At 46.9% G+C, this 23,129-nt stretch carries 21 protein-coding genes; 14 read left to right on the top strand and 7 right to left on the bottom strand.

The window, feature by feature from the left end; genetic code table 11:
• Together OZ401_RS07290 and OZ401_RS07285 are read left to right on the top strand one after the other, a co-directional pair.
• Complete coding sequence (locus OZ401_RS07290) at window positions 1-549, top strand: GNAT family N-acetyltransferase (protein WP_341467563.1); 549 nt, start codon at window positions 1-3, stop codon at window positions 547-549.
• Window positions 550-597: 48 nt separating this feature from the next.
• On the top strand, window positions 598-807 hold the full coding sequence (locus OZ401_RS07285; RefSeq protein WP_341467562.1) for a hypothetical protein: 210 nt from the start codon (window positions 598-600) through the stop codon (window positions 805-807).
• A gap of 2 nt (window positions 808-809) precedes the next feature.
• On the opposite strand, the gene OZ401_RS07280 is transcribed toward OZ401_RS07285, so the two are convergent.
• From OZ401_RS07280 to OZ401_RS07270, 3 genes are all read right to left on the bottom strand, one after another.
• Window positions 810-1,733, bottom strand: a complete 924-nt coding sequence (locus OZ401_RS07280) for a tetratricopeptide repeat protein (protein ID WP_341467561.1) — start codon at window positions 1,731-1,733, stop codon at window positions 810-812.
• Window positions 1,733-2,401 (bottom strand): GNAT family N-acetyltransferase, encoded by a 669-nt coding sequence (locus OZ401_RS07275; protein WP_341467560.1) that lies wholly within the window; start codon window positions 2,399-2,401, stop codon window positions 1,733-1,735. Before OZ401_RS07275 ends, OZ401_RS07280 begins: the two co-directional genes overlap by 1 nt.
• Before the next feature lie 138 nt (window positions 2,402-2,539).
• The gene (locus tag OZ401_RS07270; protein WP_341467559.1) at window positions 2,540-3,754 is read right to left on the bottom strand and encodes an acyl-CoA dehydrogenase family protein; all 1,215 of its coding nucleotides are present in this window, start codon (window positions 3,752-3,754) and stop codon (window positions 2,540-2,542) included.
• Between the two features lie 344 nt (window positions 3,755-4,098).
• On the opposite strand from OZ401_RS07270, the gene smc reads away from it, so the two are divergent.
• The 6 genes from smc (at window position 4,099) to OZ401_RS07240 (ending at window position 11,727) form a co-directional block, all read left to right on the top strand.
• Entirely contained in the window at window positions 4,099-7,776 is a 3,678-nt protein-coding gene (smc, locus tag OZ401_RS07265) for a chromosome segregation protein SMC (RefSeq protein ID WP_341467558.1), read from the top strand.
• A gap of 147 nt (window positions 7,777-7,923) precedes the next feature.
• Complete coding sequence (locus OZ401_RS07260; RefSeq protein ID WP_341467557.1) at window positions 7,924-8,478, top strand: dihydrofolate reductase family protein; 555 nt, start codon at window positions 7,924-7,926, stop codon at window positions 8,476-8,478.
• 5 nt (window positions 8,479-8,483) lie between these two features.
• Entirely contained in the window at window positions 8,484-9,671 is a 1,188-nt protein-coding gene (locus OZ401_RS07255; protein ID WP_341467556.1) for a cysteine desulfurase family protein, read from the top strand.
• A gap of 119 nt (window positions 9,672-9,790) precedes the next feature.
• Window positions 9,791-10,138: a TraR/DksA family transcriptional regulator gene (locus tag OZ401_RS07250; RefSeq protein ID WP_341467555.1), complete on the top strand. Its 348-nt coding sequence runs from the start codon at window positions 9,791-9,793 to the stop codon at window positions 10,136-10,138.
• 6 nt (window positions 10,139-10,144) lie between these two features.
• Entirely contained in the window at window positions 10,145-10,705 is a 561-nt protein-coding gene (gene lspA, locus OZ401_RS07245) for a signal peptidase II (protein ID WP_341467554.1), read from the top strand.
• Between the two features lie 116 nt (window positions 10,706-10,821).
• Window positions 10,822-11,727: an RluA family pseudouridine synthase gene (locus OZ401_RS07240; protein ID WP_425607612.1), complete on the top strand. Its 906-nt coding sequence runs from the start codon at window positions 10,822-10,824 to the stop codon at window positions 11,725-11,727.
• A 303-nt stretch (window positions 11,728-12,030) separates the two neighbouring features.
• Here OZ401_RS07240 and OZ401_RS07235 read toward each other — a convergent pair whose 3' ends face one another.
• Window positions 12,031-13,704, bottom strand: a complete 1,674-nt coding sequence (locus OZ401_RS07235; RefSeq protein ID WP_341467552.1) for a subtype B tannase — start codon at window positions 13,702-13,704, stop codon at window positions 12,031-12,033.
• 221 nt (window positions 13,705-13,925) lie between these two features.
• A complete protein-coding gene (locus OZ401_RS25880) occupies window positions 13,926-14,042 on the bottom strand; it encodes a hypothetical protein (RefSeq protein ID WP_425607611.1) in 117 nt (38 codons plus the stop codon).
• 273 nt (window positions 14,043-14,315) lie between these two features.
• On the opposite strand from OZ401_RS25880, the gene OZ401_RS07230 reads away from it, so the two are divergent.
• The 6 genes from OZ401_RS07230 (at window position 14,316) to OZ401_RS07205 (ending at window position 20,895) form a co-directional block, all read left to right on the top strand.
• Window positions 14,316-15,167 (top strand): NUDIX hydrolase, encoded by an 852-nt coding sequence (locus OZ401_RS07230; protein ID WP_341467551.1) that lies wholly within the window; start codon window positions 14,316-14,318, stop codon window positions 15,165-15,167.
• 161 nt (window positions 15,168-15,328) lie between these two features.
• Entirely contained in the window at window positions 15,329-16,771 is a 1,443-nt protein-coding gene (locus OZ401_RS07225) for an ABC transporter substrate-binding protein (protein WP_341467550.1), read from the top strand.
• Window positions 16,772-16,890: 119 nt separating this feature from the next.
• Window positions 16,891-17,874: a carbohydrate ABC transporter permease gene (locus tag OZ401_RS07220; RefSeq protein ID WP_341467549.1), complete on the top strand. Its 984-nt coding sequence runs from the start codon at window positions 16,891-16,893 to the stop codon at window positions 17,872-17,874.
• On the top strand, window positions 17,864-18,727 hold the full coding sequence (locus OZ401_RS07215; RefSeq protein ID WP_341467548.1) for a carbohydrate ABC transporter permease: 864 nt from the start codon (window positions 17,864-17,866) through the stop codon (window positions 18,725-18,727). Before OZ401_RS07220 ends, OZ401_RS07215 begins: the two co-directional genes overlap by 11 nt.
• Before the next feature lie 15 nt (window positions 18,728-18,742).
• The gene (locus tag OZ401_RS07210) at window positions 18,743-19,057 is read left to right on the top strand and encodes a DUF503 domain-containing protein (protein ID WP_341467547.1); all 315 of its coding nucleotides are present in this window, start codon (window positions 18,743-18,745) and stop codon (window positions 19,055-19,057) included.
• A 5-nt stretch (window positions 19,058-19,062) separates the two neighbouring features.
• Entirely contained in the window at window positions 19,063-20,895 is a 1,833-nt protein-coding gene (locus tag OZ401_RS07205; protein ID WP_341467546.1) for an ABC transporter substrate-binding protein, read from the top strand.
• 8 nt (window positions 20,896-20,903) lie between these two features.
• Here OZ401_RS07205 and OZ401_RS07200 read toward each other — a convergent pair whose 3' ends face one another.
• Complete coding sequence (locus OZ401_RS07200) at window positions 20,904-22,547, bottom strand: ArnT family glycosyltransferase (protein WP_341467545.1); 1,644 nt, start codon at window positions 22,545-22,547, stop codon at window positions 20,904-20,906.
• A 39-nt stretch (window positions 22,548-22,586) separates the two neighbouring features.
• Window positions 22,587-22,925, bottom strand: coding sequence for a hypothetical protein (locus OZ401_RS07195; RefSeq protein ID WP_341467544.1), 339 nt, complete (start codon window positions 22,923-22,925; stop codon window positions 22,587-22,589).
• Window positions 22,926-23,129: the final 204 nt, after the last annotated feature.

Here is a 23,129-nt window from a genome sequence, read left to right as displayed (position 1 = left end):
ATGCAAATTATAAATCTTACCCCTGATGAAGGAAGCATCTTATCCATCGCTGAAATGTTGGTGGAAGCATTCCGCGACAATTGGCCGGAGGCGTGGCCTGATTTGGAATCCGCGCTTGCAGAAGTGCGCGAGTCTTTTAGTGAGGAACGTATCAGCCGAATAGCGGTTGGCGACAATGGCGAAGTGCTGGGATGGATTGGCGGAATCCGGATGTATGACGGCAATGCTTGGGAATTACACCCGCTAGTAGTGAAACCCGTTAAACAGGCACATGGTATCGGACGGGCGCTAGTACTGGATTTTGAGGAACAAGTCAGGCTAAAAGGCGGTTTGACGATATATCTAGGGACAGATGACGAAAATAATATGACAACACTCTCCGGTGTTAACCTTTATCAGCCCAATGTGTGGACTCATATCGCCGCTATCAAGAATTTGCGCCGCCATCCTTATGAATTTTATCAGAAGATGGGCTTTTCAATTATTGGGGTACTGCCCGATGCTAACGGACGTGGTAAGCCCGATATTTACATGGCTAAAAGAATCTAATTACCCTTCATAGATTAATCTAGAACTGAAACTAGGAGATATATAAAAATGTCCGATTCCCAAAACACAAACCCCGCGCAGCAAGGCTGTAGCGTGGACTGGAGTTGGCTAGAGGGACGCAAAATCGCAGGAGTTTGGAACGACCTCAACAGTTTGGTGATTACCTTTGAGGACGGGCTGGTTTTCAAAATACAAGCAGCTAACTACAAAGGTGATGCCTTCCTGATGTTTAATCCTTATAAAGACCCGGCGAAATAATGCTAACCGTTTAATGCCTGTATAGCCGGTTCAAAGCCGGGTGCAATATTAAGCACTGCTTTAAATAGCTTGCGCGCTCTAACCGGATCGCCGGTATCGCGATAAGCCAGCCCTAGACAGAATAGCCCGTCAATATAAAGCGATTGAGTGTCGCCATCCGATAATTCGTCCGGTGAATCATCTAGACCGGCGCGAAGATGCTTCATAGCAACGGCATATTCACCTAAACGATATTCAGTTAGACCCAGTTTAACCGGGTAAAACCAGTTCTCCGGTTCAATTTCTGCAGCCCGCGCAAAAGCGGCTCTGGCTTGTTCATAATTTTCAGCCATTAGTTGGGTTTCAGCCACTTCATTTAGCAGGATAGCATTATCAGGCTCAAGCCGAAATGCCTTTTCAAATTCTTCCAGCGCATTAGGCAGGTCGCGCCTAGTTCGTAATAGTAACCCAAGCTCATAATGTACCGTCGCTATTCCCGGTTTTATATCCAGCGATAGCCGATACATTCGCTCCGCTTCAAGAGTATCCGCAGCCGAGAGCATATTACCAAGATAAAAAGCTGCTTCTGCCGAAGGCTCGCCTACATCCAAATCCAAAGCTTTCTGAAAATAACGCTGTGCCTGATATGCATCAGGGGGCTTTTGCTCAAGAGAGCGATGGGCTTCCAGTAGATAATAACGGGCTAGGAAACGATCATATTCTGTTAGAGCAGGTTTAACCAGTTTGAAAGCTTCAATCGCTGCTGCAATTGCGGCAGGGGGCAATTGACCGTGTGCTATTTCGTTTTCGTAGTCTTTCTGGAATAGTGGCACTAACGGGGGCAACTCCATCCGGGCAGCCACTTCATGTTTTAATTCTATGAAGATAATTTCATCGGTGAAATGTGGATGGGAAGATTTAGAAGAAAATTCCTCTTTATCACTCATTACTTTTTCTGAGTCCTTATTTGAGTAGGATCGTAACCCTGCTTCCGAAGATGCAAGTAATCATAGCGACGTAAAATCATATCATAGTAAAGGGTTTCAATCCACGCACCATGCTGGCGAAAATAGTTGCGGATATTTTTGTAATAATCGTTATAAAAAACTGAATAATCATCATAATGACCCCAGTGTTCTCCGGTTTGAACAAAGCCACACTTCTCGTAAACCTTTTGGGCGCGATGATTATACGCTGCCACATCCAGAATCAAAGCATCGAAGTTCAGCGCCTCAAAATAGTAATTCAGGAATGTCCATAGACAATCGGTGCCAAAGCCACTGCCCAATATTTCGGGGCGAACAGTGATGCCTAACACCGCATGGGTGTGATTACGCTCAATATTGCGAAGGGTAATCAAGCCGATCAGATTTCCCTGTAAATCATCAGCCGCAAACATCATATAATCGTTGCGAGATGAACGATCTTGAAACCAGTCATCTCGTTCAAAACGGCTCATCGTGCGCGGATAACTTGATGAATACAGTGGGTCTGGGTGCATAGGCCACGCCATCCACTTATCCACATCTTCCCGCGTGAACTGATGTACTAGTGTTTTATGTCCTCTGGCTAAAACCCTGTTATCTAATACCATTCCTCGCTGTCCTGAAATCATACTACTTCTTTTTTTTCGCCATAGATTTAGCGTCGATAAAAAACCCATAACCAGCCTCAAGTGCTATCTCTACAAGGCTAAACTTCTACAAATTGTAAACGGGCAAAATGTTTACGTCAAGCCTTTTTGCAACTACCTTTACTTGATATTACCCCACTGACGCAGACAAGAACGAGCAAGAGAGCGTTTATGCACTTCATCAGGACCATCTGCCAGATGCAAAGTGCGCCCATAAACCCACTGCTCGGCTAAGGGAAAATCATCGCTCACACCTGCCGCACCAAAAAGTTGGATGGCACGATTCAAAACGGTAGTATGCAATTCGGGTGCAATAATTTTAATCATAGCAATTTCGTCCTGCGCCGCCTTTTTTCCAACCGTATCCATCATCCAAGCAGCCTTGAGAGTCAGGAGACGTGTCATTTCGATTTCCACCCGCGATTGTGCAATCCAGTCTTGTACCACGCCCTGTTCTGCCAGAGCTTTGCCGAAAGCTACCCGACGAGTAGCGCGTTGGCACATCATTTCGAGCGCACGCTGCGCTGCCCCTATCGAACGCATGCAATGATGAATACGACCGGGACCAAGCCGCGCCTGTGCTATTGCAAAACCGCCCCCTTCTTCGCCTAATATATTGGTAATAGGCACACGTGCATCTTCATAAATTATTTCACAATGCCCTTCATTGCCAACGTTTCCAAAAACCGGGATAGCCCGCTTGATGGTGACACCCGGTGTATTCACCGGAATAATTACCATGCTTTGCTGGTGATGTTTTTCAGGGTTTAGCGGGTCAGTTTTTCCCATGGTGATAAGCAATTTGCAACGTTCACGGGCTGCCCCAGAAATGAACCATTTGCGCCCGTTCACCACGTATTCATCGCCATCACGCCGAATATACATCTGTATATTGGTTGCATCTGAACTGGCGATATCCGGTTCGGTCATTGAAAAAGCAGAACGGATTTTACCTTCCAGCAAAGGCTTAAGCCAAGTTTCTTTTTGCTCCTCAGTGCCAAACTGTGTCAGAATTTCCATATTTCCGGTATCGGGCGCAGAACAATTAAAAACTTCAGATGCCCATATTACTCGCCCCATAATCTCTGCCATTGGCGCATATTCGAGATTGGTTAAACCCGCGCCATAGTTAGTATCAGGCAAAAAGAGATTCCACAGCCCTTCTTCTTTTGCCTTCTCCTTTAATACATCAACAATTTCAGCATGATGGTGAGGATTTCCCGAAGCTTTAATTTGCTCATGATGGATTTTTTCGTTTGGATACACATATTTATTCATGAACGCTTTCAGGCGTTCTTGTAAATCTAATGATTTTTGGCTGAATCCAAAATCCATAGCATTCTCCTGTCAACAAAAATTCACAAGCTTATTTTATATAACCCAACTGGTTTCTGAGGTGAATTCAGCAACATACTTCTACTATTACCACAATTATGTGTAAATAATCCATGCCCCTTTAGCAAAACAAAGCCAAAATTGAGGGTGTAGAGGAATAGCGCAAGTCATTACCACGTATAGATTAAAGAAAGGGAAGCAAGAAACATTATACGCTAAAACGCAGTACCCTTAAAACCATATCGCCGATTCATGGTAAAATATCGGCTAACGCGCAAAGCGTAAGCGCGAAAAGTGTCTAACCACCCGACAAGCAGACTACTTTTTAGCGAAAGATGTAATCCATGTACTTAAAAAAGCTTCAATTACACGGCTTCAAAACCTTTGCCAATAAAACCGAGTTTTTTTACGACAGCGGTATCACCGCCATAGTAGGTCCCAACGGAAGCGGGAAAAGTAATATTGCAGATGCGGTGCGCTGGGTTCTAGGGGAACAGCGTTATAGCCTCATGCGGGGCAAAAAAACCGAAGATGTGATTTTCGCGGGCAGTAGCGGCAGACCCGGAATGGGTTTTGCCGAAGCCTCTATTACCTTCGATAATACCGAACGCAAGTTGCCGATTGATTTCAGCGAAGTCATCATCACCCGACGCGCTTACCGCACCGGCGAGAACGAATATTACATCAACAAAGCGCGGGTGCGCCTTAAAGATATACATGAAGTGGTAAATCAGATTTCCTCGAACTATACCGTCATCACGCAGGGTATGGTAGATGCTGCCCTGAGCCAGAAACCCGAAGAGCGCCGTAGCCTTTTTGAAGATGCCGCCGCAATCGGACATTATAACACTCGCCGCATTGAAGCCGAAGAACGCTTGAACAAAACTCAGGAGAACATGCGACGCATTTCTGACCTATTGGCAGAAATCGGGCCGCGTATGAAAGGCATGGAAAAGCATGCCCGTCTTGCCGAAGAATATTACGCTCTTCAGGAAGAACTTCAAACCTTATTCCGACGCTGGTATGGGTATCGTTGGCGTGGTACAAATCGAACGTTGGTAGCCGCAAAACGAACCGAGCAGCAAGCCCAAAGCGAGCTTGAAAAGTGTAACCTCGATATGGAGTCGCTTAAGCTACAAAGCAACGCCGCCCGCACTCGGCAAAATGAATTGCGGGTTAAGCTTGCGGGCTTACATCAAGATAGCAGTACACTCCACACACGCGCCCAGCAACTTCAGCAACAGGTGGCGGTAGAGCGCGAAAAGCTAAACGGCTTGAGTCGCCAGCGCGATTCACACCAACAGGAACTGGTTAGCTTGCGAATGCTGGCTGAAGAAAACACTCGCCGCTATGCTAATCTGGAACTTGAGTTCAAAGCGGTTAAAAGCGAAATAAGCGAAGCAGATACCAAAGTAGCAACACAAGAAACAGCGTTGAAAGAAAAAACGCTTGGAACCAGCCGTATTGAAACCGCATGGGCGCAAAAAAGAGACGAAGTTTTAAAGATTCTCAACCGTCTGGACAGCCTCCAACAACAGACGGCACAACAGGTCAAACGGCGTGAAGAACTGGCACGGCAACAAGCTCATTATTACGAGGTGCGGGATAACACGCTGGCACGCCAGAAAGAATTACAGCAGGAAATAGATGTTGCCCGAAATTCGCTTAACGCTTTTGAAAAAGAAGTAAACGCGCTAACAGTTCGGCGAAAAAGCGAAGAGGTTGAGCTAAACTCCACCACCGAAGCGATTCGCTTAAAAGAACGACAAGCGCAAGATTTACGCAACAATCTTGACTCAACCCGCAGTCGCCTGAATCTATTGCAGGATTTACAAAACAGCTTTGCCGGATTGCATAGCGGCGTTAAAGCGGTGATGCAAGCGACAAAGCGGAATAAAAACCCATTGGGGGGAATATTGGGCTTGGCGGCAAATTTGCTAGAAGCTCCGGTTGAATTGGAACTGGCGATTGAAACCGCATTAGGGGGGCATCTACAGGACATCGTGGTAGACCGTTGGGCAGATGCAGAGGATGCAATCCGTTTCCTGAAAGAAGGCGGACAGGGGCGCGCTACTTTCTTACCGCTCGATAGTCTCAAATCCCAAAATTCGGGTCGGCTCGAAGATAGAATTTTCAGAACCGAAGGGGTGCGCGGACTTGCCACCGGACTGATTCGCTTCGCCGAAAAATATCGTTCGGTCTATGAACAGCTACTAGGGCGGTGGCTGGTGGTAGATGATTTAAAGGTTGCACGCCGCATCCTGCCCGATTTACCGATAGGCTGGAATGCAGTTACGCTTGGTGGCGAAACGGTACGCGGAGGCGGCGCAGTTACAGGTGGTACGCTTGGCAGGGAACGGGCAGAGAGCGGCATGCTTATGCGCGAGCGCGAGTTGCGCGAGTTACCCGTCAAACTTGCCGCCCTTGAAAAACAAATTGCTGAAGGCGCACAAGAGCTTTCGAAATTACAGGTGCAATTGTCCACCCGCAAACAGCAAATTGCCAATACCGAGCGCGAAACCCGTCAAATGAACGACACCCTCCAGAAAGCGCAGGGGAAGTTGAGCAACCTGTCAGGGCAAGCGGAGAGATTAGCGCACGAGTTGAAGGTGCGGGAAGAAACCAGCCAAAATCTGGCAAGAGAAAGCGCCGTACTGGACGAGCAGGAAACCACCATTAATACCGGAAAAGAAACCGCGCTCAAACAACGCGAACAAACACAGGCAGAAGTGGCGAGTCTTGAAAAATCTTTGCATTCTGCCAAAGAAGCCGAGCAGAAAGAGCGCGATAAGTTAACCGCTTTGCGTACCGCTAACGCCCTTTTCGAGCAACGTATCAAGAGCGCCGAGTCAAACCTCCAATTCGCCCGCACCGAACGAGATAGGGTTATTGGGCAGGTAAAAGCGCGTGAAGAGCAGATAAAAGAACTTGAAAACCAGAACAACGCTTTACAACACTCTCTCGAAACAGCCCAAGGGGAACTAGCGAAGTTAAGCGAACAACTGGAAGCCCTACGCGCCGAAATTGCGCCATACGAGCGGCAGCTAGAAGCGCTAGAACTAGAGCAGGTACAAAGCGATAAGCGTTGGCGCGAGATGAGTACCCATATGCTACAACTTGAAGCATCGCATAGTAGGGCTACGCTGGAAGTGCAACGACTTGAAGCCGAGCTTGAAACTTTGCAAGTACAAGCTAACGCCGATCTCGCCCCATCAATGGTGGGCGAGCAGGGCGAACAGGCACAGGTTAATCCGGCAGATTGGATAGAGTTGCTAGAATTAGGCGAGGATGAAGCGCGTCAGTTACATGAGCGCATTGAACAAAGCCGTGTGCGCTTGCGCCGAATCGGGGTAGTCAATCCGCTGGCGATGCAGGAATATAACGAAACCAGCACACGTCACAGCTTCCTAAGCCGCCAGCTTGAGGATTTAGAAGAAGCTACCCGCTCTCTGCGCGAACTGATAAAAGAACTAAATCAGCTTACCCAACTACGTTTCTCCGAAACCTTTACAAAGGTTGCCGAAGCTTTCAGCAAATATTTCGCACAGCTTTTTAACGGAGGTAGCGCCAAGCTCTTTCTAACCACACCGGATAATCTAGCGGATACAGGCATAGAAATTGTGGCACAGCCTCCCGGTAAAAAACAGCAAAATCTGGTATTACTGAGCGGGGGTGAACGCGCTTTAACGGCGGTTGCCTTGCTTTTTGCCTTACTGGAAGTAAACCCTACACCTTTCTGTATTCTCGATGAGGTGGATGCGGCTTTGGACGAGGCAAATGTGCGACGCTTCTGTGAAACCCTAAAGGTTCTGGCAGCACGCACCCAATTTATTGTAGTCACGCACAACCGAGGTACTATCGAAGCGGCACGCACAATTTACGGAATCTCAATGGGTTCGGATAGCGTCTCCAAAACAATCTCGCTCAGGATAGATGAAGTCTCAAAGTTCCGCCAGAAATACGATAAATCTCTACGCAGCGCCGAAACAACGACTGACCCCTCCCTTATTAGTAAAAATTAGGGTAAAATACAAAGCCCGGCGGAGCGGTTTAAAATCGCTCCTGCTAGCAGCTTTGTATGTTTTTTTGCAAAGCCGGAAGTAATTTGATAAAAACAGTTATTAATGCAGGGTTTTCTATTTTGAATTGAACAGGGAGTAAAAAATAAAATGAGAAAAGTAGTTGTATCCGAGTTCCTAACACTGGATGGAGTCATGGAAGCGCCCGACAAGTGGTCTTTCCAATTCTGGACTGTAGAAGCAGGAGAGTTTAAGTTCGCTGAGCTATTTGCCAGTGACGCGCTTCTATTGGGGCGGGTGACTTATGAAGGGTTTGCCAAAGCGTGGCCCTCTATGACCGATGAACAAGGCTATGCGGATAGAATGAACAGCCTTCCCAAGTATGTCGTTTCCACCACTATGACAAAAGGGGAATGGAACAATTCAACGGTGCTTAAAGAAAATATCGTGGAAGAAGTTTCCAAACTGAAGCAACAATCCGGTCAGAATATATTGGTTTTCGGCAGCGCCACTCTTGTTCAAACCCTGATGGAACATGACCTCATTGATGAATACTGGTTGATGATTTATCCTGTGGTAGTGGGTAACGGAAAGAAGCTCTTTAGAGACGGAATCAATACGAGCTTGAGCCTTGTAGAAACAAAAACATTAAGTTCAGGCGTTATCATACTTTCCTACCAGCCCGTCAGAAAAGAAGAAAAATAATAAAAATGGCGGGCAATAAACGAGAAGTTTATCTTGATTATGCCGCTACCACCCCGGTTGACCCGGCGGTAGTAGAAGCCATGCTGCCGATTTTTAGCACAGATTGGGGCAATGCCAGCGCGCTCTACCACAAAGGACGTGTTGCAAACCAGCGTATCACCGAAGCGCGGGAGCAAATTGCCCTTATTCTCGGCTGTACACCGGGCGAACTTATCTTTACCGGCGGCGGCACTGAAAGCGATAATCTGGCGTTAAAGGGCGCAGCCGAATATGGTCTGAAAAAAGGTTTGGGCAACCATCTTATTGTCAGCGCGTTTGAACATCATGCTGTACTGCACACTGCCGCATATCTCAAGGAAAAAGGCTTTGAAATAACCTTTCTTCCCGTAAATCAGGACGGACTGATTGACCCTGCCGAAGTGCAAAGAGCCATCATACCCCGCAAAACAAGCCTGCTCAGTGTTATGTATGCCAACAACGAAATCGGCACAATTCAGCCGCTTGGTGAAATTTCCCGAATCGCGCATCAATATAATGTGCCTTTTCATACTGATGCAGTACAAGCAGCTGGACAGCTACCGTTAAAGGTGCGCGAACTTGGCGTGGATATGCTCTCGCTTTCCGCCCACAAGTTTTACGGACCAAAAGGGGTTGGGTTGCTTTATCTCAGACAGGGCTTACAACTGGCATGGCAACAACTAGGCGGTAGTCAGGAACGCAAACGCCGCGCCGGAACAGAAAATGTGCCGGGTATAGTGGGAATGGCAAAAGCCTTGACGCTTGCCGAAGAAAAACGACCGCAAGAAACCTTGCGTCTTGTCGGTTTGCGCGACAGGCTATTGCAAGGAATAATGTCACAAATACCGGGAACCACCGTAAATGGTACGCTTGACCCCACGCGGCGATTAGTCAATAATCTTAATGTTTCTTTTGAGGGAATCGATAGCGAGGGGTTGTTACAAGCGCTTGATTTACAGGGCATTGCCGCCAGCAACGGTTCTGCCTGTAATGTGGGCAGCATCGAACCAAGCCATGTTATTCGAGCGATCGGTGGAGTTGAAAATTCAGCCGCCGGAACATTACGTCTGACTCTTGGCAAAGATACCTCAGATGAGGATATTGAGTACGTTCTGGAAAAATTGCCGTTAGTGGTTAGCCGTATGCGGGCATTAAAGCAAAGCTCTTTTGCCTGAATGTGGTAAAATATTAATAAGACGCTTGTTAGACAACTTACAGGACTGGCTACGCAGTGTCGCGTTTTAACAGATTAACTAAAGATGAACCTGTAATTTGCGGGAAAGAGAACCTAACTATGGATAATGCACAACTGACAGCCCTGAAAGCCACATTGCTGGCTGAAAAAGCACGTTTGGAAGAAGAACTCGACCGTTTAATGATTGATACCCGTGAAAACGCCGCAGATCAGTCCGCCGAAGGTTCGCCTAGCGAAATGGCGGATATTGCCTCGGATGTAACCGAGCAAGAGCGTATTATGTCAGAACGTGAGGAAGTGCGCTCACTTCTAAATGAAATTGATAAGGCGCTTCTGCGTTTCGAGAACGGCACTTATGGTCTTTCGGTCGTATCCGGCAAGCCCATACCCTTTGAGCGGCTAGAGGCGTTACCGTGGGCAAGTAAACTTGTAGGTGAAGAGAAGTAAAAGTTATTGATTACAGACGAAACCGATAGCCTTACTGAAAATAAAACCCAGAAAAAACGAGGGCTGGGATATTACTGGCCCTTTGGTTTTGCTGTGGGTATATTCGCTCTCGATCAATTCACTAAATGGTTGACCGAAAATAACCTAGGTCCCTATGGTAGCGGCAATCAGGCGGAAATATTAGGGGGGCTGGTAATTTTCCGTTACGTAAAAAACACCGGGGCTTCTTTCAGCATACTACAAAACTCGCCGTGGTTTTTTGCGCTGGTCGCCAGCCTTGCCAGTATCGGAATTATTATCTGGTACGTAACGAGAGGCACTACTGACTGCTGGTATCAATTCTGTGTAGCTTTGCTGCTTGCCGGGGCAGTGGGCAACCTCTCTGATCGCCTTTTTAAAAATGGGGCAGTCACCGACATGATAAACCTACCTTGGGCTGAAATTTTCAAAAATTTTAATGTGGCAGATGTCAGCCTGAATGTTGGAGTAGCTACCCTTTTGCTGGTAACCATCTTCAGGTCATTACGCGAAAACCGCGACAATTCTACAAAGAGCGATAACATATAATGTCTTTCGAACCCCTGTCCCTTGACGATTTGGAATTATTTCAGGATGATCTGGATATCGACCTAATTGGCGAGAATCTGGATGCAATCACTATTGATCCAACTTTACCCGCTGAAATGAGTTACACCGTTACAGCCACCGACAAAGGTGAGCGACTGGATAAGCTCGTTTCAAATATGCGCCCCGACCTGTCGCGTGGGCATGTGCAACGCTTGATAGAAGAAGGAAACCTGACGATCAACGGCACTATTGTCAAATCGGGTTACAAACTGCGCGAAGCCGACCTGATTCATTTGATAGTGCCGCCACCCGCCCCGTTGGCGCATCTCGCGCCCGAAGCTATCCCACTTGATGTGGTTTATTCGGACGACGATATTATGGTTATCAATAAACCGGCAGGACTGGTAGTACACCCCGCACCGGGCCACTACAGCGGCACGCTGGTTAACGCCTTGCTTTATCATGTCCCTAACCTGAATATCAACGGCAATATTCGTCCTGGCATAGTTCACAGGCTGGATAAGGACACCAGTGGTTTGCTGGTAGTAGCAAAAACCGATAAAGCCCTGAACAGCCTCATCGGTCAAATGAAAGAACAAAGCACCCTCAAAGAATATACGGTGCTAGTCGAAGGAAATGTGCAACCCCCTGCCGGGATTATCGACGCTCCAATTGGACGCGACCCCAAAGCTCGCAAACAAATGGCGGTAGTGCGTAACGGTAAACCCGCCCGCACCGAATACAAAGTGCTCGCTTATTTCGCCCGCCATACCCTGCTAATGGCGCGTTTACACACCGGACGCACCCACCAGATTCGCGTCCATTTCGCTTATATGGGGCATCCCGTTACAGGCGATCCGGTTTACGGGAGGCGCAAACCTACCCTGAATCTCAAACGCCAGTTTTTGCATGCTGCTTTGCTTGGTTTGGCTTTACCCTCTACTGGCGAATATCGCGAGTTTCAAGCTCCCCTACCGCCTGAGCTTGAAAAAGCCCTCCTCGAAGCTCAAAATTTCGACTGAACTTTTAGCTCGTAGTAACTCTGTTCACGGGGTGAAAAGAAGTAGGTAGCACAAGCAATTTGCCTATGATTTTAAGATGTCTTTTACCAACAATCAGGCAGAACTGGACTTACGAATGGTTAAGGTGTACTAAAGGTTTCCACCTATTTTCGAAGAAAGCAGGGAGCAACTTTTCAGTTGCAGCCGCAGACATTTTTCCACACTGCGGAAGCAGGGTAAGAGTGCCTTTTATGTTTTGCAACAAGCCTTCTTGGGTTGCCCTCTTATCCCTGTTTCCATTACCTGAGTAATTACAACAAAAGCTTATTTAGTAAAACCAGTTATCTTACCAATCCAAGCGATGAAAGCTTCAGGATCTTCATCTGCTCCGTGTCCTGCGTCCCAATAAAGTAAGGTATTCACATCCTTGCCCTTATTTTCCAAGCTAGTAGCAAGATTGATGATGACGCTAAGCGCAGTATTGTTATCAGAGGAACCGTAGCGAATCCACCAGTATTTGGCGACTCCGCTGGAATTTTGAGAGATGAAATACATAGGATTCATCAGATTTACCACCGTTTTCAGGTCGCTGGCAACCTCGGCAGTTGTGTTACCGCTGGATTGTTGCAAGCTGAAATTAGTAAAATGACGTGCGTTGGTAGTTTTATTCCCGAACAAAATGTTCTCAGCCTGTGTCAGGTCAAGAGCGTCAAAAGCCGTGAGGCTCTTCATTCTGCCAACATGTTTGACATAGTCGTCAAAGGTAAATGTAGCCGAATTGTTAGACCATGTAATCCAGCTATTAGTTGCTAGGTATGTGGCACGTTTTTCATCAGTTAACGCGCTCAGGTACTTGTTTGCCGAAGGAATCAAATAGGTCTGCACAAGATAGTTACCGTAGTTATCTGCAGTGATAGTGCCAAAATTATTTGCACCTTTTAGGTTAAGAGATGTCTGGTAAGTAGCAAAGGCATTTTTTAACTGTTGAGAAAGGGTCTGGTCGACCAATTTACCGTTAAGCGGTATTGTTCCGAACATCCACTCATAAGCCATATCGGCATTTTCCAGATCCATAATAGGGCAGAAGTCCGCGCTAGCAAAAATAGTATCATCCTCGTCAGCCGCGCCAATCTCCTTGAAATAGCTGTCATATAAATGACTGTTACCGGAAGCGCCAAGAAGCGCGGAAAGAGCGCCACCCGCACTAACGCCGGTCGAGACAATCCAGTCTGTATTGCCGGGGATGATACCTTTGTTATGGCGAATGTAGCGAATGGCGGACTTCAAATCTACAATGGCAGCAGGCGCTTTGCCATAGTAAGTGCCATCTGCTGCTTGATTATCCCGACCACGTGCGCCGGGAGCTACCACCACATAACCCGCTGCAAGCGCAAGGTCTGTATTCCGACTCACACCGCTACTGTTTCCACCCGGAGCGCCGCCTTTACTTCCCATAGGTGGTGCGCCATTCATACCGGTGCCGCCCATACCACCCGGGTTCGTGCCACTGCTCGTGTTACTCGATGACATATAGCCGCCAACTGAATTTCCGAACAAGATAGGAGCGTTCGTGGCATCTACAGCCTTTCCATCAACCTTAACCGGAACCTTGACATCCATGCTCTGATAGTTAGCATCTACAGGTTTTGCGACATAAGTGATGTGCTGATATAGACGGTAAGTAACCTCCTTCGTACCTGTAGAGGTAGTCACAGTCACTGTTTGCTCAGTAAAGTTATTCACAGGAAATAATAAAGGATCAGCGCCGTTGGTTGATGCCGCAGTAGTTGCCGCCGCAGTGGTAGAAGCTTTGGTTGAAGTTGCGGTAGTCTGAGCGGTGGTTGCCGCCGCAGTAGTACTGGCGGCTACCGTAGATGTGGGGGGTACGGCAGTACTAGTGGAGTCGCCACAAGCCGTCAGGACTAGGGTAAAAAGCCCCGTCAGTGACAGAAACAACCGCCATTTTCGGAGTGTACCCGAATTGAAATTCTTTCTCATAAACTGGCTTCCTTTTTTTTACAATTTTGAATAAAATGATGAGTGTTCGTGAAAATTTTCGTGAGCAATCCAACAGGCATTAGTATATCCAAGTATGCTTAGCTAATCCTGAGAGAATACTGAGAAAATTCTTAATTAGCGGGCTATTTTCCCAATCGCAAAAGTGCAGGCGAGTAGATTGGGAAGCGGAGGTTGTCCTCTAATAGTATCAAGGAGTGCTATCAGCAAATTTTCACCGTTCGAATAGCGCGCTCTGCAAAGTTGGTATCAAGTGGCGCCTCAAAACGATAGGCGAACAGCAACACTTGCTGGTGCTGCCTTTCAAGCCAATCCAACAGTTTTTTAGGCTTGCTCTACTTGGGCTTAGCCCGTTTCCAACCCTCTTGGGTAGAAGGATTAGCTGCCAAACCCTATACCTAATCAAGAGCCAGTAAAGTTGCTCGTAGCGCGCCCTGCTCTTTGTCGGTTAGCTTTGACAACTTCAACCAGTCTTGTCAACTGAGCCTATCAGGGCTGTTACAGTTCAGATTGATTTAATGGTATAATCCTTTATCTCAAATTTCAGTTCAAGAGCATTTTCAATTTTCATATGAGCAATTGGTAATAAAGCTATGAGCAATTCTAGCCAACCGGTGACACCCAAACCTAGCGCAACCGTAATGGTGGTACGCCCTACTGCCAACCCGGATGACGTGATGGAAGTTTTTATGTTGCGGAGGCACTCCCGCAGCAAATTTATGCCCGATCGCTATGTTTTTCCGGGCGGTGGTCTGGAAACGCATGATTATGAACCTGAAACGCTGGCATTGCTCAAGTTAGATTCTCCGGAAGGCACGCTTTTTCGGGATTTACCGGGCGAAGGTGCCTACGATCAAGGCACACCACTGACCGCTACACAGGAAAAAGGTCTTTTTGTAACGACCTTCCGTGAGCTTTTTGAAGAAGCGGGCGTATTGCTAGCAATACACAAAGAAACGGGCGAATCGTTCGAGCTTTTGGAAGGCTCGGCAGAACATCACAAATATGCCCGTTACCGCGATCAATTGCATGTCCATGAAATCAGCTTCCGGGATATTCTGACACAGGAAAACTTATTGCTGGATGCCAGCCGTTTGGTATATTATTCACACTGGATAACCCCTTTTGTTGAGCCTATCCGCTACGATACGCGCTTTTTCGTGACATTGGCACAACCCGACCAAATTGCCGAGTCAGATTATCTGGAAACAACGCATGGTCTCTGGATTAGCCCAAGAACCGCTCTCGCGCGCTACGAAGCGGGTGATTTTAACCTGATTTTCCCAACGATATTACATCTGCGCCGACTTGCCATCCATGATAATATTGCTGATATGTTGGAGGTTGCCCGTAACAAAACCGTCATTCCCGTCTCACCGGATGCAATCCCCTCCGAGGTTGGGCTGGATTTCAAGTTACCCGGTGCAATTGCAGACCGTTGGTAAATAATGTGCTTAACATCCCTTTAACCATTGATTAAATATTTATTAATAGGAACTTGATACCCTTATAAGTATCTTCCAAAACCATAGCTCTGGAAATTGGATGATAGAACCCCAAATGACAGTATTCAAGCTGTCTTTATTGTGTGAAAGGAGAGAGAGTATTGAAATCCTTTAAACGTTTAGGAGCTTTTGTTGCTCTACTGATGCTGGCTGCTATAATGGTTGCCTGCGGTGATAACACTGCCACTCCTGTACCCGCTACCACAACGGCCGCTACTACCACTACCGCAGCAGCGACTACAGCGGCGGCCACTACCACTACGGCGGCTGCCGCGACTACCGCAGCTACTACCACCGCTGCGGCGGCTACTACTGCTGCGGCAAGCGCACAAGCAATTGAACTGACCTTCTACTTCCCAACAGCAGTAGATGGTCCTATCCCCCAAACCTTCAAGAAATATGCGGATGATTTTACTAAGGCTAATCCCAACATTAAAATCAATACCGTCTATGCGGGTGGTTATGCCGATGTTTTGAAGAAAATCCAGACCGAAGTTGGCGGCGGTGGCTCTACTGCTGATGTAGCAATTATGCTCAGCACTGACCTTTATACCCTCGCCGATAATGGGCTGGTTGTTTCTTTTGACGATTTAATCAAGGGTGACACCACCGGAGATGCTTGGGTCAAGGATTTCTATCCCGGTTTTATGGCTAATAGCCAAGCCAACGGCAAAACTTGGGGTATTCCTTTCCAACGCAGTACCCCGGTACTTTATTACAACAAAGACCTTTTCAAAGAAGTTGGATTAGACCCAAACAAGCCACCTACAACCTTCAAGGAAATGGCTGACATGGCTCAGAAATTGACCAAAGCTGACGGTAGCCGCTGGGGTATCAAGATTCCTTCCGATGGTTTCCCCTATTGGCTGTATCAGGGCTTTGCCATTTCTAACGGGCAAAACGTAGTGGGCGAGGCTGCTAACAAAGTATTCTTTAACACCCCTGCCGCTACCGAGGGTTTGAAGAATTTTGTAAGCCTTGTAAACGATTACAAAGCTATGCCAAAGGGTGTAATAGTCTGGAGCGACACGCCTAAAGACTTTATCTCCGGCAACGCCGCGATGATCTACCACACCACCGGTAGCCTTACCACCATCTTAGGTGGAGCGAAGTTCGATGTGGGCGTATCTTTCTTACCTGCTGGTTCTAAAGGTTACGGCGCTCCTACCGGCGGCGGCAACCTTTACATTATGAAGAAAAGCTCACCCGAAAAGCAAAAAGCGGCTTATCAGTTCATTAAGTTCCTGACCGAACCTGCTCGTTTGGCGGACTGGACTACTGTTACTGGCTATGTTGCACCGCGCAAAGCTGCATGGGATACTGACGTATTGAAAAAGCTGGTTGCAGATAAACCTCAATATGCGGTAGCCCGTGATCAATTGCAATACGCCGCTAAAGAACTGGCTACTCATGAAGGCGCTACCGTACAGCAAATTCTGGGTAAAGCAGTACAATCGGCAGTAACCGGCGATAAAGACCCTGCTAAAGCGCTGGATGATGCTCAAAAAGAAGCCGATAAGCTTCTGGCTGACTACAAAGATTAACCTTTAGCTGAGAAGGGTTTTCGTTTTAGAGGTGATTTCAGGCAAGGGGCATAAACCCCTTGCCTCTAAGGTAAATGCATTTTTACCATTTTAAATGTACTCTTCTCGAAATAAAACTAATGGAACAAGAATCAAAGCAAGCATTAATAGAAGCCAAAAATACGGACTCAATAGCAGTTGCCTTTAAAGCAAATGCCAAACGAAAATCGCTAGGACGCGCTATTTTCCCCTATCTGCTCATTTTGCCGACCTTAGCTTTAATAACCCTGTTCACCTTCATTCCAACTATCAACTCTGCCATCCAAAGTACCGTTAAGCCTCCCCGCACTGTACAACAGGAAGCGGAATTTGTAGGCTTAAAGAATTATCTCGACCTATTCGACAATAATACCGTCATCGGGCAGGAAGATAACTTCCAACGGGTATTTGTCAACACTTTGGTATTTGTAGCCGTAACTGTTCCAGTTTGTGTCATTCTGGCTTTTTTGCTGGCGCTGTTGCTGAACCAAAAATTGAAGCTGACCTCCATTTACCGCACCGGCATTTTTTATCCCGTATTATTGCCGCTATTGAGCGCAGCCAGTATCTGGGCTTTTTTCTTTGCGGACAGTTTCGGTATGCTAAACACCACCCTCAAAGCGATCGGTTTGCCTGCACAGGGTTGGAACCGCGATGCTAATTGGGCGCTTATTTCGATTATGCTGGTGGTAATCTGGAAACAAACCGGCTTTTACATGATTTTCTACCTCGCAGGTTTACAGAATCTGCCGCAGGATATTTATGAGGCAGCCCAACTTGATGGCGCAAGTGCACTCAAGCGTATGTTTAACCTTACTATTCCGCTTTTGAACGGTACAACGCTCTTTGTACTGGTCATTGCAGGGGTAGGCGCATTCCAAACTGCCGACCCGCTTTACGCGCTGGGCGAAGGTAATCCGGCTAACCGCAGCAACCTGATTCTTTATTTCATCTATCAGCATTTAAATGAACCGCGTGACCGGGGTTATGTGTATGCCATGACAATTCTGCTTCTGACATTACTATTGGTCTTCACCGTCTTCAATTTCATATTTATAGAGCGGAGAGCGAACTATGAAGACTGATGCAACACCTGTAACCTTTACCCTGAACCGCCAGAAAACACGTTGGAACTTGCTGATTACAAACGTTATTTTGATAGTGGTTAGCATTATCTGGCTAATGCCTTTGATAATGACTGTACTTTTGAGTGTGCGCCCCAAAAAGGATACGCTTGGCACTGGCAATATTTTCTTTGGTTCGGGTTTTAGCCTTGAGTGGTTTCAAAGTGCATTTGATTCCCAACCATGGGGTACATATTACCTTACCACTATTATATTCGTATTCGGGTTGCTCGCCCTACAACTGATTACTATTACACTATCGGGTTACGCCTTCGCCCGCCTCGATTTTTTCGGGCGAGATTTCATCTTTATCCTCATATTGGTACAAATAATGATACCATCTGCCGTATTGTTGGTACCAAATTTTGCTACTGTTCGCTTTCTGAACCTCTACGACACCAAACTGGCGTTGATGCTGCCCTATATCGGGTCAGCTTTCGGCACTTTTCTAATGCGCCAAACTTTCCGGCAAATTCCACGCGAATTGGAAGATGCAGCGCGGATTGACGGTTGCAACTGGTTGGGTTTATTGCGCCACGTTTACATCCCTTCCTCTATATCAGGCTATATCGCTTTTAGCCTTGCTTCAGTCAGCGCACACTGGAACGAGTTCTTGTGGCCCCTCATCATTACTCGTAGCGACGATAACCGGGTTTTAACGGTTGGTCTGGGACAAATCTTGAGAAGTGAGTCTGGGGCACAATACGGTTTGATAGGGGCAGGCACTCTAATTGTAGTCACCCCTTTATTGCTACTTTTTATTATATTCCAGCGACAGTTTATCAATAGCTTCCTGCGTAGCGGGATGAAATAGTTTATAATCCTGAACATGGGTAAAGACAATACCAGCATGTATATAGGCACATGTCTGCTTTCAGTTGAGATTCCTGACTGTGAATCACTCAAAGATAAGCGCCATGTGATTAAATCCATTATAGAACGCGCCAAGCGTGAGTTGCACCTGAGCGTGGCAGAGGTAGGCGGTTTGGATGAATGGGATTACGCCGAAATCGGTCTAGCGTATGTTAGCAATAGCGCAAAACATGCCGATGAGGTTATCGCCAAAGCAGTCAACTGGATTGAGGCAAATCTAAAAGATGGTATTCTGGGCAACTACAAGACCGAAATTGTCAGGGTGTTTTAGCAGTTATGTCAACTCAGAAATCGATCATCTTATGCTTGCTGTTTATGATAATGGGAATACTTCTTACGGCTTGCAGTAGTGCCCCAGATGATGCAACCATTACACCAACTGTAACACCGCGCCCGGCTTTTGTACTGAACACGCCTACGCCCACCGCTCCGGTCACACCGGAGATTACTCCTACAGCCATTCCTACGCCCACCACAAACCCCCGTATCCGTCCTACAGCCACTCCAACCCTTAACCCGCGTGTAACCCCTAGCCCCTCGCCAAATCCTTCTGCTACCCCAATTGTGCTGACACCCGCCCCCAGTATAACTCCCCGACCATCACGGGCTATTGGCGGTGATCTCGTTTCGGCGCGTGACCGCGACCCTACTACTTTGCACCCTTACGGTTTAAACGATGCGGTTAGCAAGGAATACCGCTCGTTGCTATACGATGCGAAGCTGCTAAAGCGCAATTCCCAAACCCTTGAATGGGAATCTTATGCCGCCAGCGCCTTCAAATATGATGATAAGGCGCTAACCGTATCTTTTATGTTGCGCCGCAACATGCGCTGGAGTGACGGTGCACCCATCACCACCGATGATTTTATCTGGACATACCAGTATATTACCGACCCTGACAGAGGCTGGATCGATTTGCCGCTTTATGCCGGGAAAATCGAGAGCTATTTCGCGCCGGACAAATATACCTTGCAAGTAAAATTGCGCGACCGCTACTCAAACCCGCTGGAAATTGCCAATCTGGTAGAACCGCTCCCTAAACATCGCTGGGATGGGCAAAGCTGGTCAGAACCGGAGATAAACCGCGAGATTAATCGACCAACGGCAGTGAGCGGAGCATGGAAATTGAAAGAATGGCGCAAAGACGACCGTATCATATTTGTAAGAAATGAGCTTAGCGCCTGTTCGCCTGTGCCAAACATCAACAGTCTGACCTTCCTACGCGCCGACTCCAAAAATGCACTCGAACTGTTGCAAAAGGGCGACATTGATTTTTACACACCGCCCACACCCGCCGATTTTGAAACGGTCAAACAAATGGCTAAGATCGTACCCTATCACTGGAATCCTGCCTCCCCAACATGGCAATATCTGGGGTTTAATTTCAGGAATTCCCTATGGCAAAATTCGAACGTCCGCAAAGCTTTGAGTAGTGCCGTGAACCGCGCTGACATGGTGAAAGACATTGCCGATAATCTCGCTGTGCCTCTTTACAGCGATATAGCACCCGGCAACCCTGCCTATACCGATAATGTAGAAAAACCTGTTTATAGCCTCGAATCCGCCCAAGCGTTGCTACTCTCAGCCGGTTATCGCCTTAACGGATATAGATTAGGTGATCCTAACGGGAAAGACTTGCCAGAAATTAACCTGATTTACAACAACGAAAGCGAGTTTCGGACGAGGCTTGCCTCCTACCTCGCAAGTCAATTTGAGAAGTTGGGTTTCAAGGTAAAGTTAACACCACTCGAATACCAAACCTTTCTAAACACTCTGCAAGACCCAAAAGCAGATTTTGACCTATATCTTTCAGCTTGGAAATCCAACACGTTTAACCCAGAGCAATTCGGGACAATTTGGAACAACCCACCGGGAGGTTACCGCAACCAGCAATTGATCAGCCTTTACAGCAATGCGAATAGCGTGGTGGATAAAACCTTGCGAATGGAACTTCTCAACCAAATTCAGCAATTGGAAGCAAAAGAGTTGCCTTACCTGTATCTATACGCTAATCAAGATTATGCGGGCGTTGCTGCCTTTGTAGGGGGTGTAACCGAAAGCCCGTTGGGTATTGCTGCCAACCACTACGCCGATTGGTATATCAGGTAACTTTGATTCTAGGGTTTGGGTTCGTAAGTGTACCAAATGTCGCGGAATTTTAAATAATAATTCTGGCGAATCACATCCGCCAATTCCTTTGACCAAACATCGGTGCGAAAACTGGGCGAAAAGAAATCGTCTTTTGCGAGAATTAAGCCAAACTCTTTATTTTTTACCCGCTGTAGTAGATGCGATTCATCATATAGATTCTGCTTTGTTAGCGCGGAGAGGGTAAACAAATCGTTATAGGTAGTAGGCTTTCCGGTTACCACAAAAAAGCCTGCTTCACTGGTTAAAATATTAGGGTTAGGGTTAGCAGTAGCATTATTAATGACACGACCAAGCGCAGCAATTTCGTCAGGGCGGTAGCGCAGCTCAATTTCATAACGCTGAGAGGGGATAGAGAACACCCCCACCTGCCATATAAGCAACCCGATTGCAGGTAAAGCCAGCCAGCGCATCATTGTTTTTAAGCGCGGTGCAAAACCAAGCGGCGCGACGAACAAGCGTGCCAGCAAGAGACCGGCGCCAGCGGCAAGAGCTGCCTCAGCCGGTAAAAAGTGGTTATGGTCTGCCCCCGAAACGCCCATTCCCAACAATAAAGGTGCTGAAAAAAGTAGATACCAGCCAACCAAAGGGATATTTCTGGCAGAATAAATCATTTTTTCAAAGCGGCGACCAGTATGATTGCGCCAATCTATTATCAAACCAACAAGCACCAACGCCAGCAAACATAGCGCGGTAATCAGCAAAGCGGTGGTTTCACTGGTAAATAAATCAAAGTAGGTTTTAAAATTATCGAACTTCCAAGGCAGATTGTGGTATTCGAACAAGCGGCGATATAATTGCAGTCCGGTAGCAAAATTTAAGACAACAAAAGGAATACCCAAGGCTGCCGCAAAACCGACTATCCAAAAGAAAATCAAGCGGCGTTTGTGCCAATTGCATAATATTATGTAAACTAAACTGGCAGCGGGAGCAGCCAAAGCAGTCTGTTTAGTATAAAACGCCAGGGTAAGCGGGAGTATTGCTACAAACGCACCCCAACCGCTTGGCTTCCATGCCACCAATGCCAACGCCACTATTCCAAACGCGGTCATCAGCATATCGGCGCGTACCCTGACCGCCCAAATAGCCACAGCAGGCAAACTTAGAAAAACCAAACCGCCCACCGTACCACCTATTGCACCGACCATATAACCACGCTCGCCCGAAGTGCGATTTTCGGCAACCACCAGTAGTACAATCCCTATGGCAACCAGCAAGGCAGAAAGCAAAGATACAAAGCGCCCGGTAGCAAAGCCCGTCGAATAGTTAGTGCCGGATGCCCATAACCAGTTAACTAAGTAGTAATAAAGCGGCGGATAGGGCGCGCTGATAAACTGGTCACCGCTTAGAGGAACATAAATTGAACCACCACCCCGAATAAGCGTGACCTCGTTAAGTATCAAGCCTTCTGAGCCGGTTTGAAAATATTGGAAATTCAACCAGCGCTGTACCTGTTGGCTAAAAAATTCCAAGCGGGGAAGCAACGCTATTACAAAGGCTATGAAGCCAAGCAGGATTAAAACGAGATATAGAAGCGCAAAACGGCTGCCCAGATAAAAGGGCAGCCGCCGGGAAGAAGAATTTAAATTATTATTCTGTGCGTTTTTCAGCAAGTGATTAGTAATTTATTCCAGATATCCGATTAGAAATATTTACTTTTGGTTAACTACTTTTGCCTCGGTAAGTTTCTCAGCCAATGCACGCGGAGTAGTTAGACGATTCCATTCAGCCCAATCTCTTCTGGGGGAGTAATCAAATTGCCCGATGCTAACCTGCCCATCAAATGTTATTAGTTTGGCACGAAACTGGTACGAACCGTATTTCCAGACTACCTTTCGAGTAGCGACATTCTTTTCCTCATCTACCGAAATTTCGTCTATGACAACTTCGTCACAAAAGCGGCGAAGGGCATTATTCAACAACTTTGCTTGAGTATCATCAACCGGTTCAGGTTCTATATAATCCAACGAAAAAGCTACTATATCAGACATTTCATAATTCTCCATGAAAGTTATTCCCTTTATCATTATACCTTCTACCTATCGCCTTTACAAGTTCAGCATCCGAATTTGAGTGCTGCTCGCAACAACCATATAGATACCCACAGCCACCTTAAAATCATTAACAGAATCTTTAGATAGCCACGTTTCTTATAATATTAAATTATTTTAGCATGCCTACCTAACAAAATAGAT

The sequence above is a fragment of the Candidatus Chlorohelix allophototropha genome (genome assembly GCF_030389965.1).
Lineage (GTDB): Bacteria > Chloroflexota > Chloroflexia > Chloroheliales > Chloroheliaceae > Chlorohelix > Chlorohelix allophototropha.
This window is presented reverse-complemented; position numbering and strand designations above follow the sequence as displayed.

What these genes read in the sequence shown, in the direction of transcription:
- OZ401_RS07290 (WP_341467563.1), top strand. Translation starts at nt 1, where the DNA reads ATGCAAATTATAAATCTTACCCCTGATGAAGGAAGCATCTTATCCATC.
- OZ401_RS07285 (WP_341467562.1), top strand. Translation starts at nt 598, where the DNA reads ATGTCCGATTCCCAAAACACAAACCCCGCGCAGCAAGGCTGTAGCGTG.
- OZ401_RS07280 (WP_341467561.1), bottom strand. Translation starts at nt 1,733, where the DNA reads ATGAGTGATAAAGAGGAATTTTCTTCTAAATCTTCCCATCCACATTTC.
- OZ401_RS07275 (WP_341467560.1), bottom strand. Translation starts at nt 2,401, where the DNA reads ATGATTTCAGGACAGCGAGGAATGGTATTAGATAACAGGGTTTTAGCC.
- OZ401_RS07270 (WP_341467559.1), bottom strand. Translation starts at nt 3,754, where the DNA reads ATGGATTTTGGATTCAGCCAAAAATCATTAGATTTACAAGAACGCCTG.
- smc (WP_341467558.1), top strand. Translation starts at nt 4,099, where the DNA reads ATGTACTTAAAAAAGCTTCAATTACACGGCTTCAAAACCTTTGCCAAT.
- OZ401_RS07260 (WP_341467557.1), top strand. Translation starts at nt 7,924, where the DNA reads ATGAGAAAAGTAGTTGTATCCGAGTTCCTAACACTGGATGGAGTCATG.
- OZ401_RS07255 (WP_341467556.1), top strand. Translation starts at nt 8,484, where the DNA reads ATGGCGGGCAATAAACGAGAAGTTTATCTTGATTATGCCGCTACCACC.
- OZ401_RS07250 (WP_341467555.1), top strand. Translation starts at nt 9,791, where the DNA reads ATGGATAATGCACAACTGACAGCCCTGAAAGCCACATTGCTGGCTGAA.
- OZ401_RS07240 (WP_425607612.1), top strand. Translation starts at nt 10,822, where the DNA reads ATGAGTTACACCGTTACAGCCACCGACAAAGGTGAGCGACTGGATAAG.
- OZ401_RS07235 (WP_341467552.1), bottom strand. Translation starts at nt 13,704, where the DNA reads ATGAGAAAGAATTTCAATTCGGGTACACTCCGAAAATGGCGGTTGTTT.
- OZ401_RS07230 (WP_341467551.1), top strand. Translation starts at nt 14,316, where the DNA reads ATGAGCAATTCTAGCCAACCGGTGACACCCAAACCTAGCGCAACCGTA.
- OZ401_RS07220 (WP_341467549.1), top strand. Translation starts at nt 16,891, where the DNA reads ATGGAACAAGAATCAAAGCAAGCATTAATAGAAGCCAAAAATACGGAC.
- OZ401_RS07215 (WP_341467548.1), top strand. Translation starts at nt 17,864, where the DNA reads ATGAAGACTGATGCAACACCTGTAACCTTTACCCTGAACCGCCAGAAA.
- OZ401_RS07210 (WP_341467547.1), top strand. Translation starts at nt 18,743, where the DNA reads ATGGGTAAAGACAATACCAGCATGTATATAGGCACATGTCTGCTTTCA.
- OZ401_RS07205 (WP_341467546.1), top strand. Translation starts at nt 19,063, where the DNA reads ATGTCAACTCAGAAATCGATCATCTTATGCTTGCTGTTTATGATAATG.
- OZ401_RS07195 (WP_341467544.1), bottom strand. Translation starts at nt 22,925, where the DNA reads ATGTCTGATATAGTAGCTTTTTCGTTGGATTATATAGAACCTGAACCG.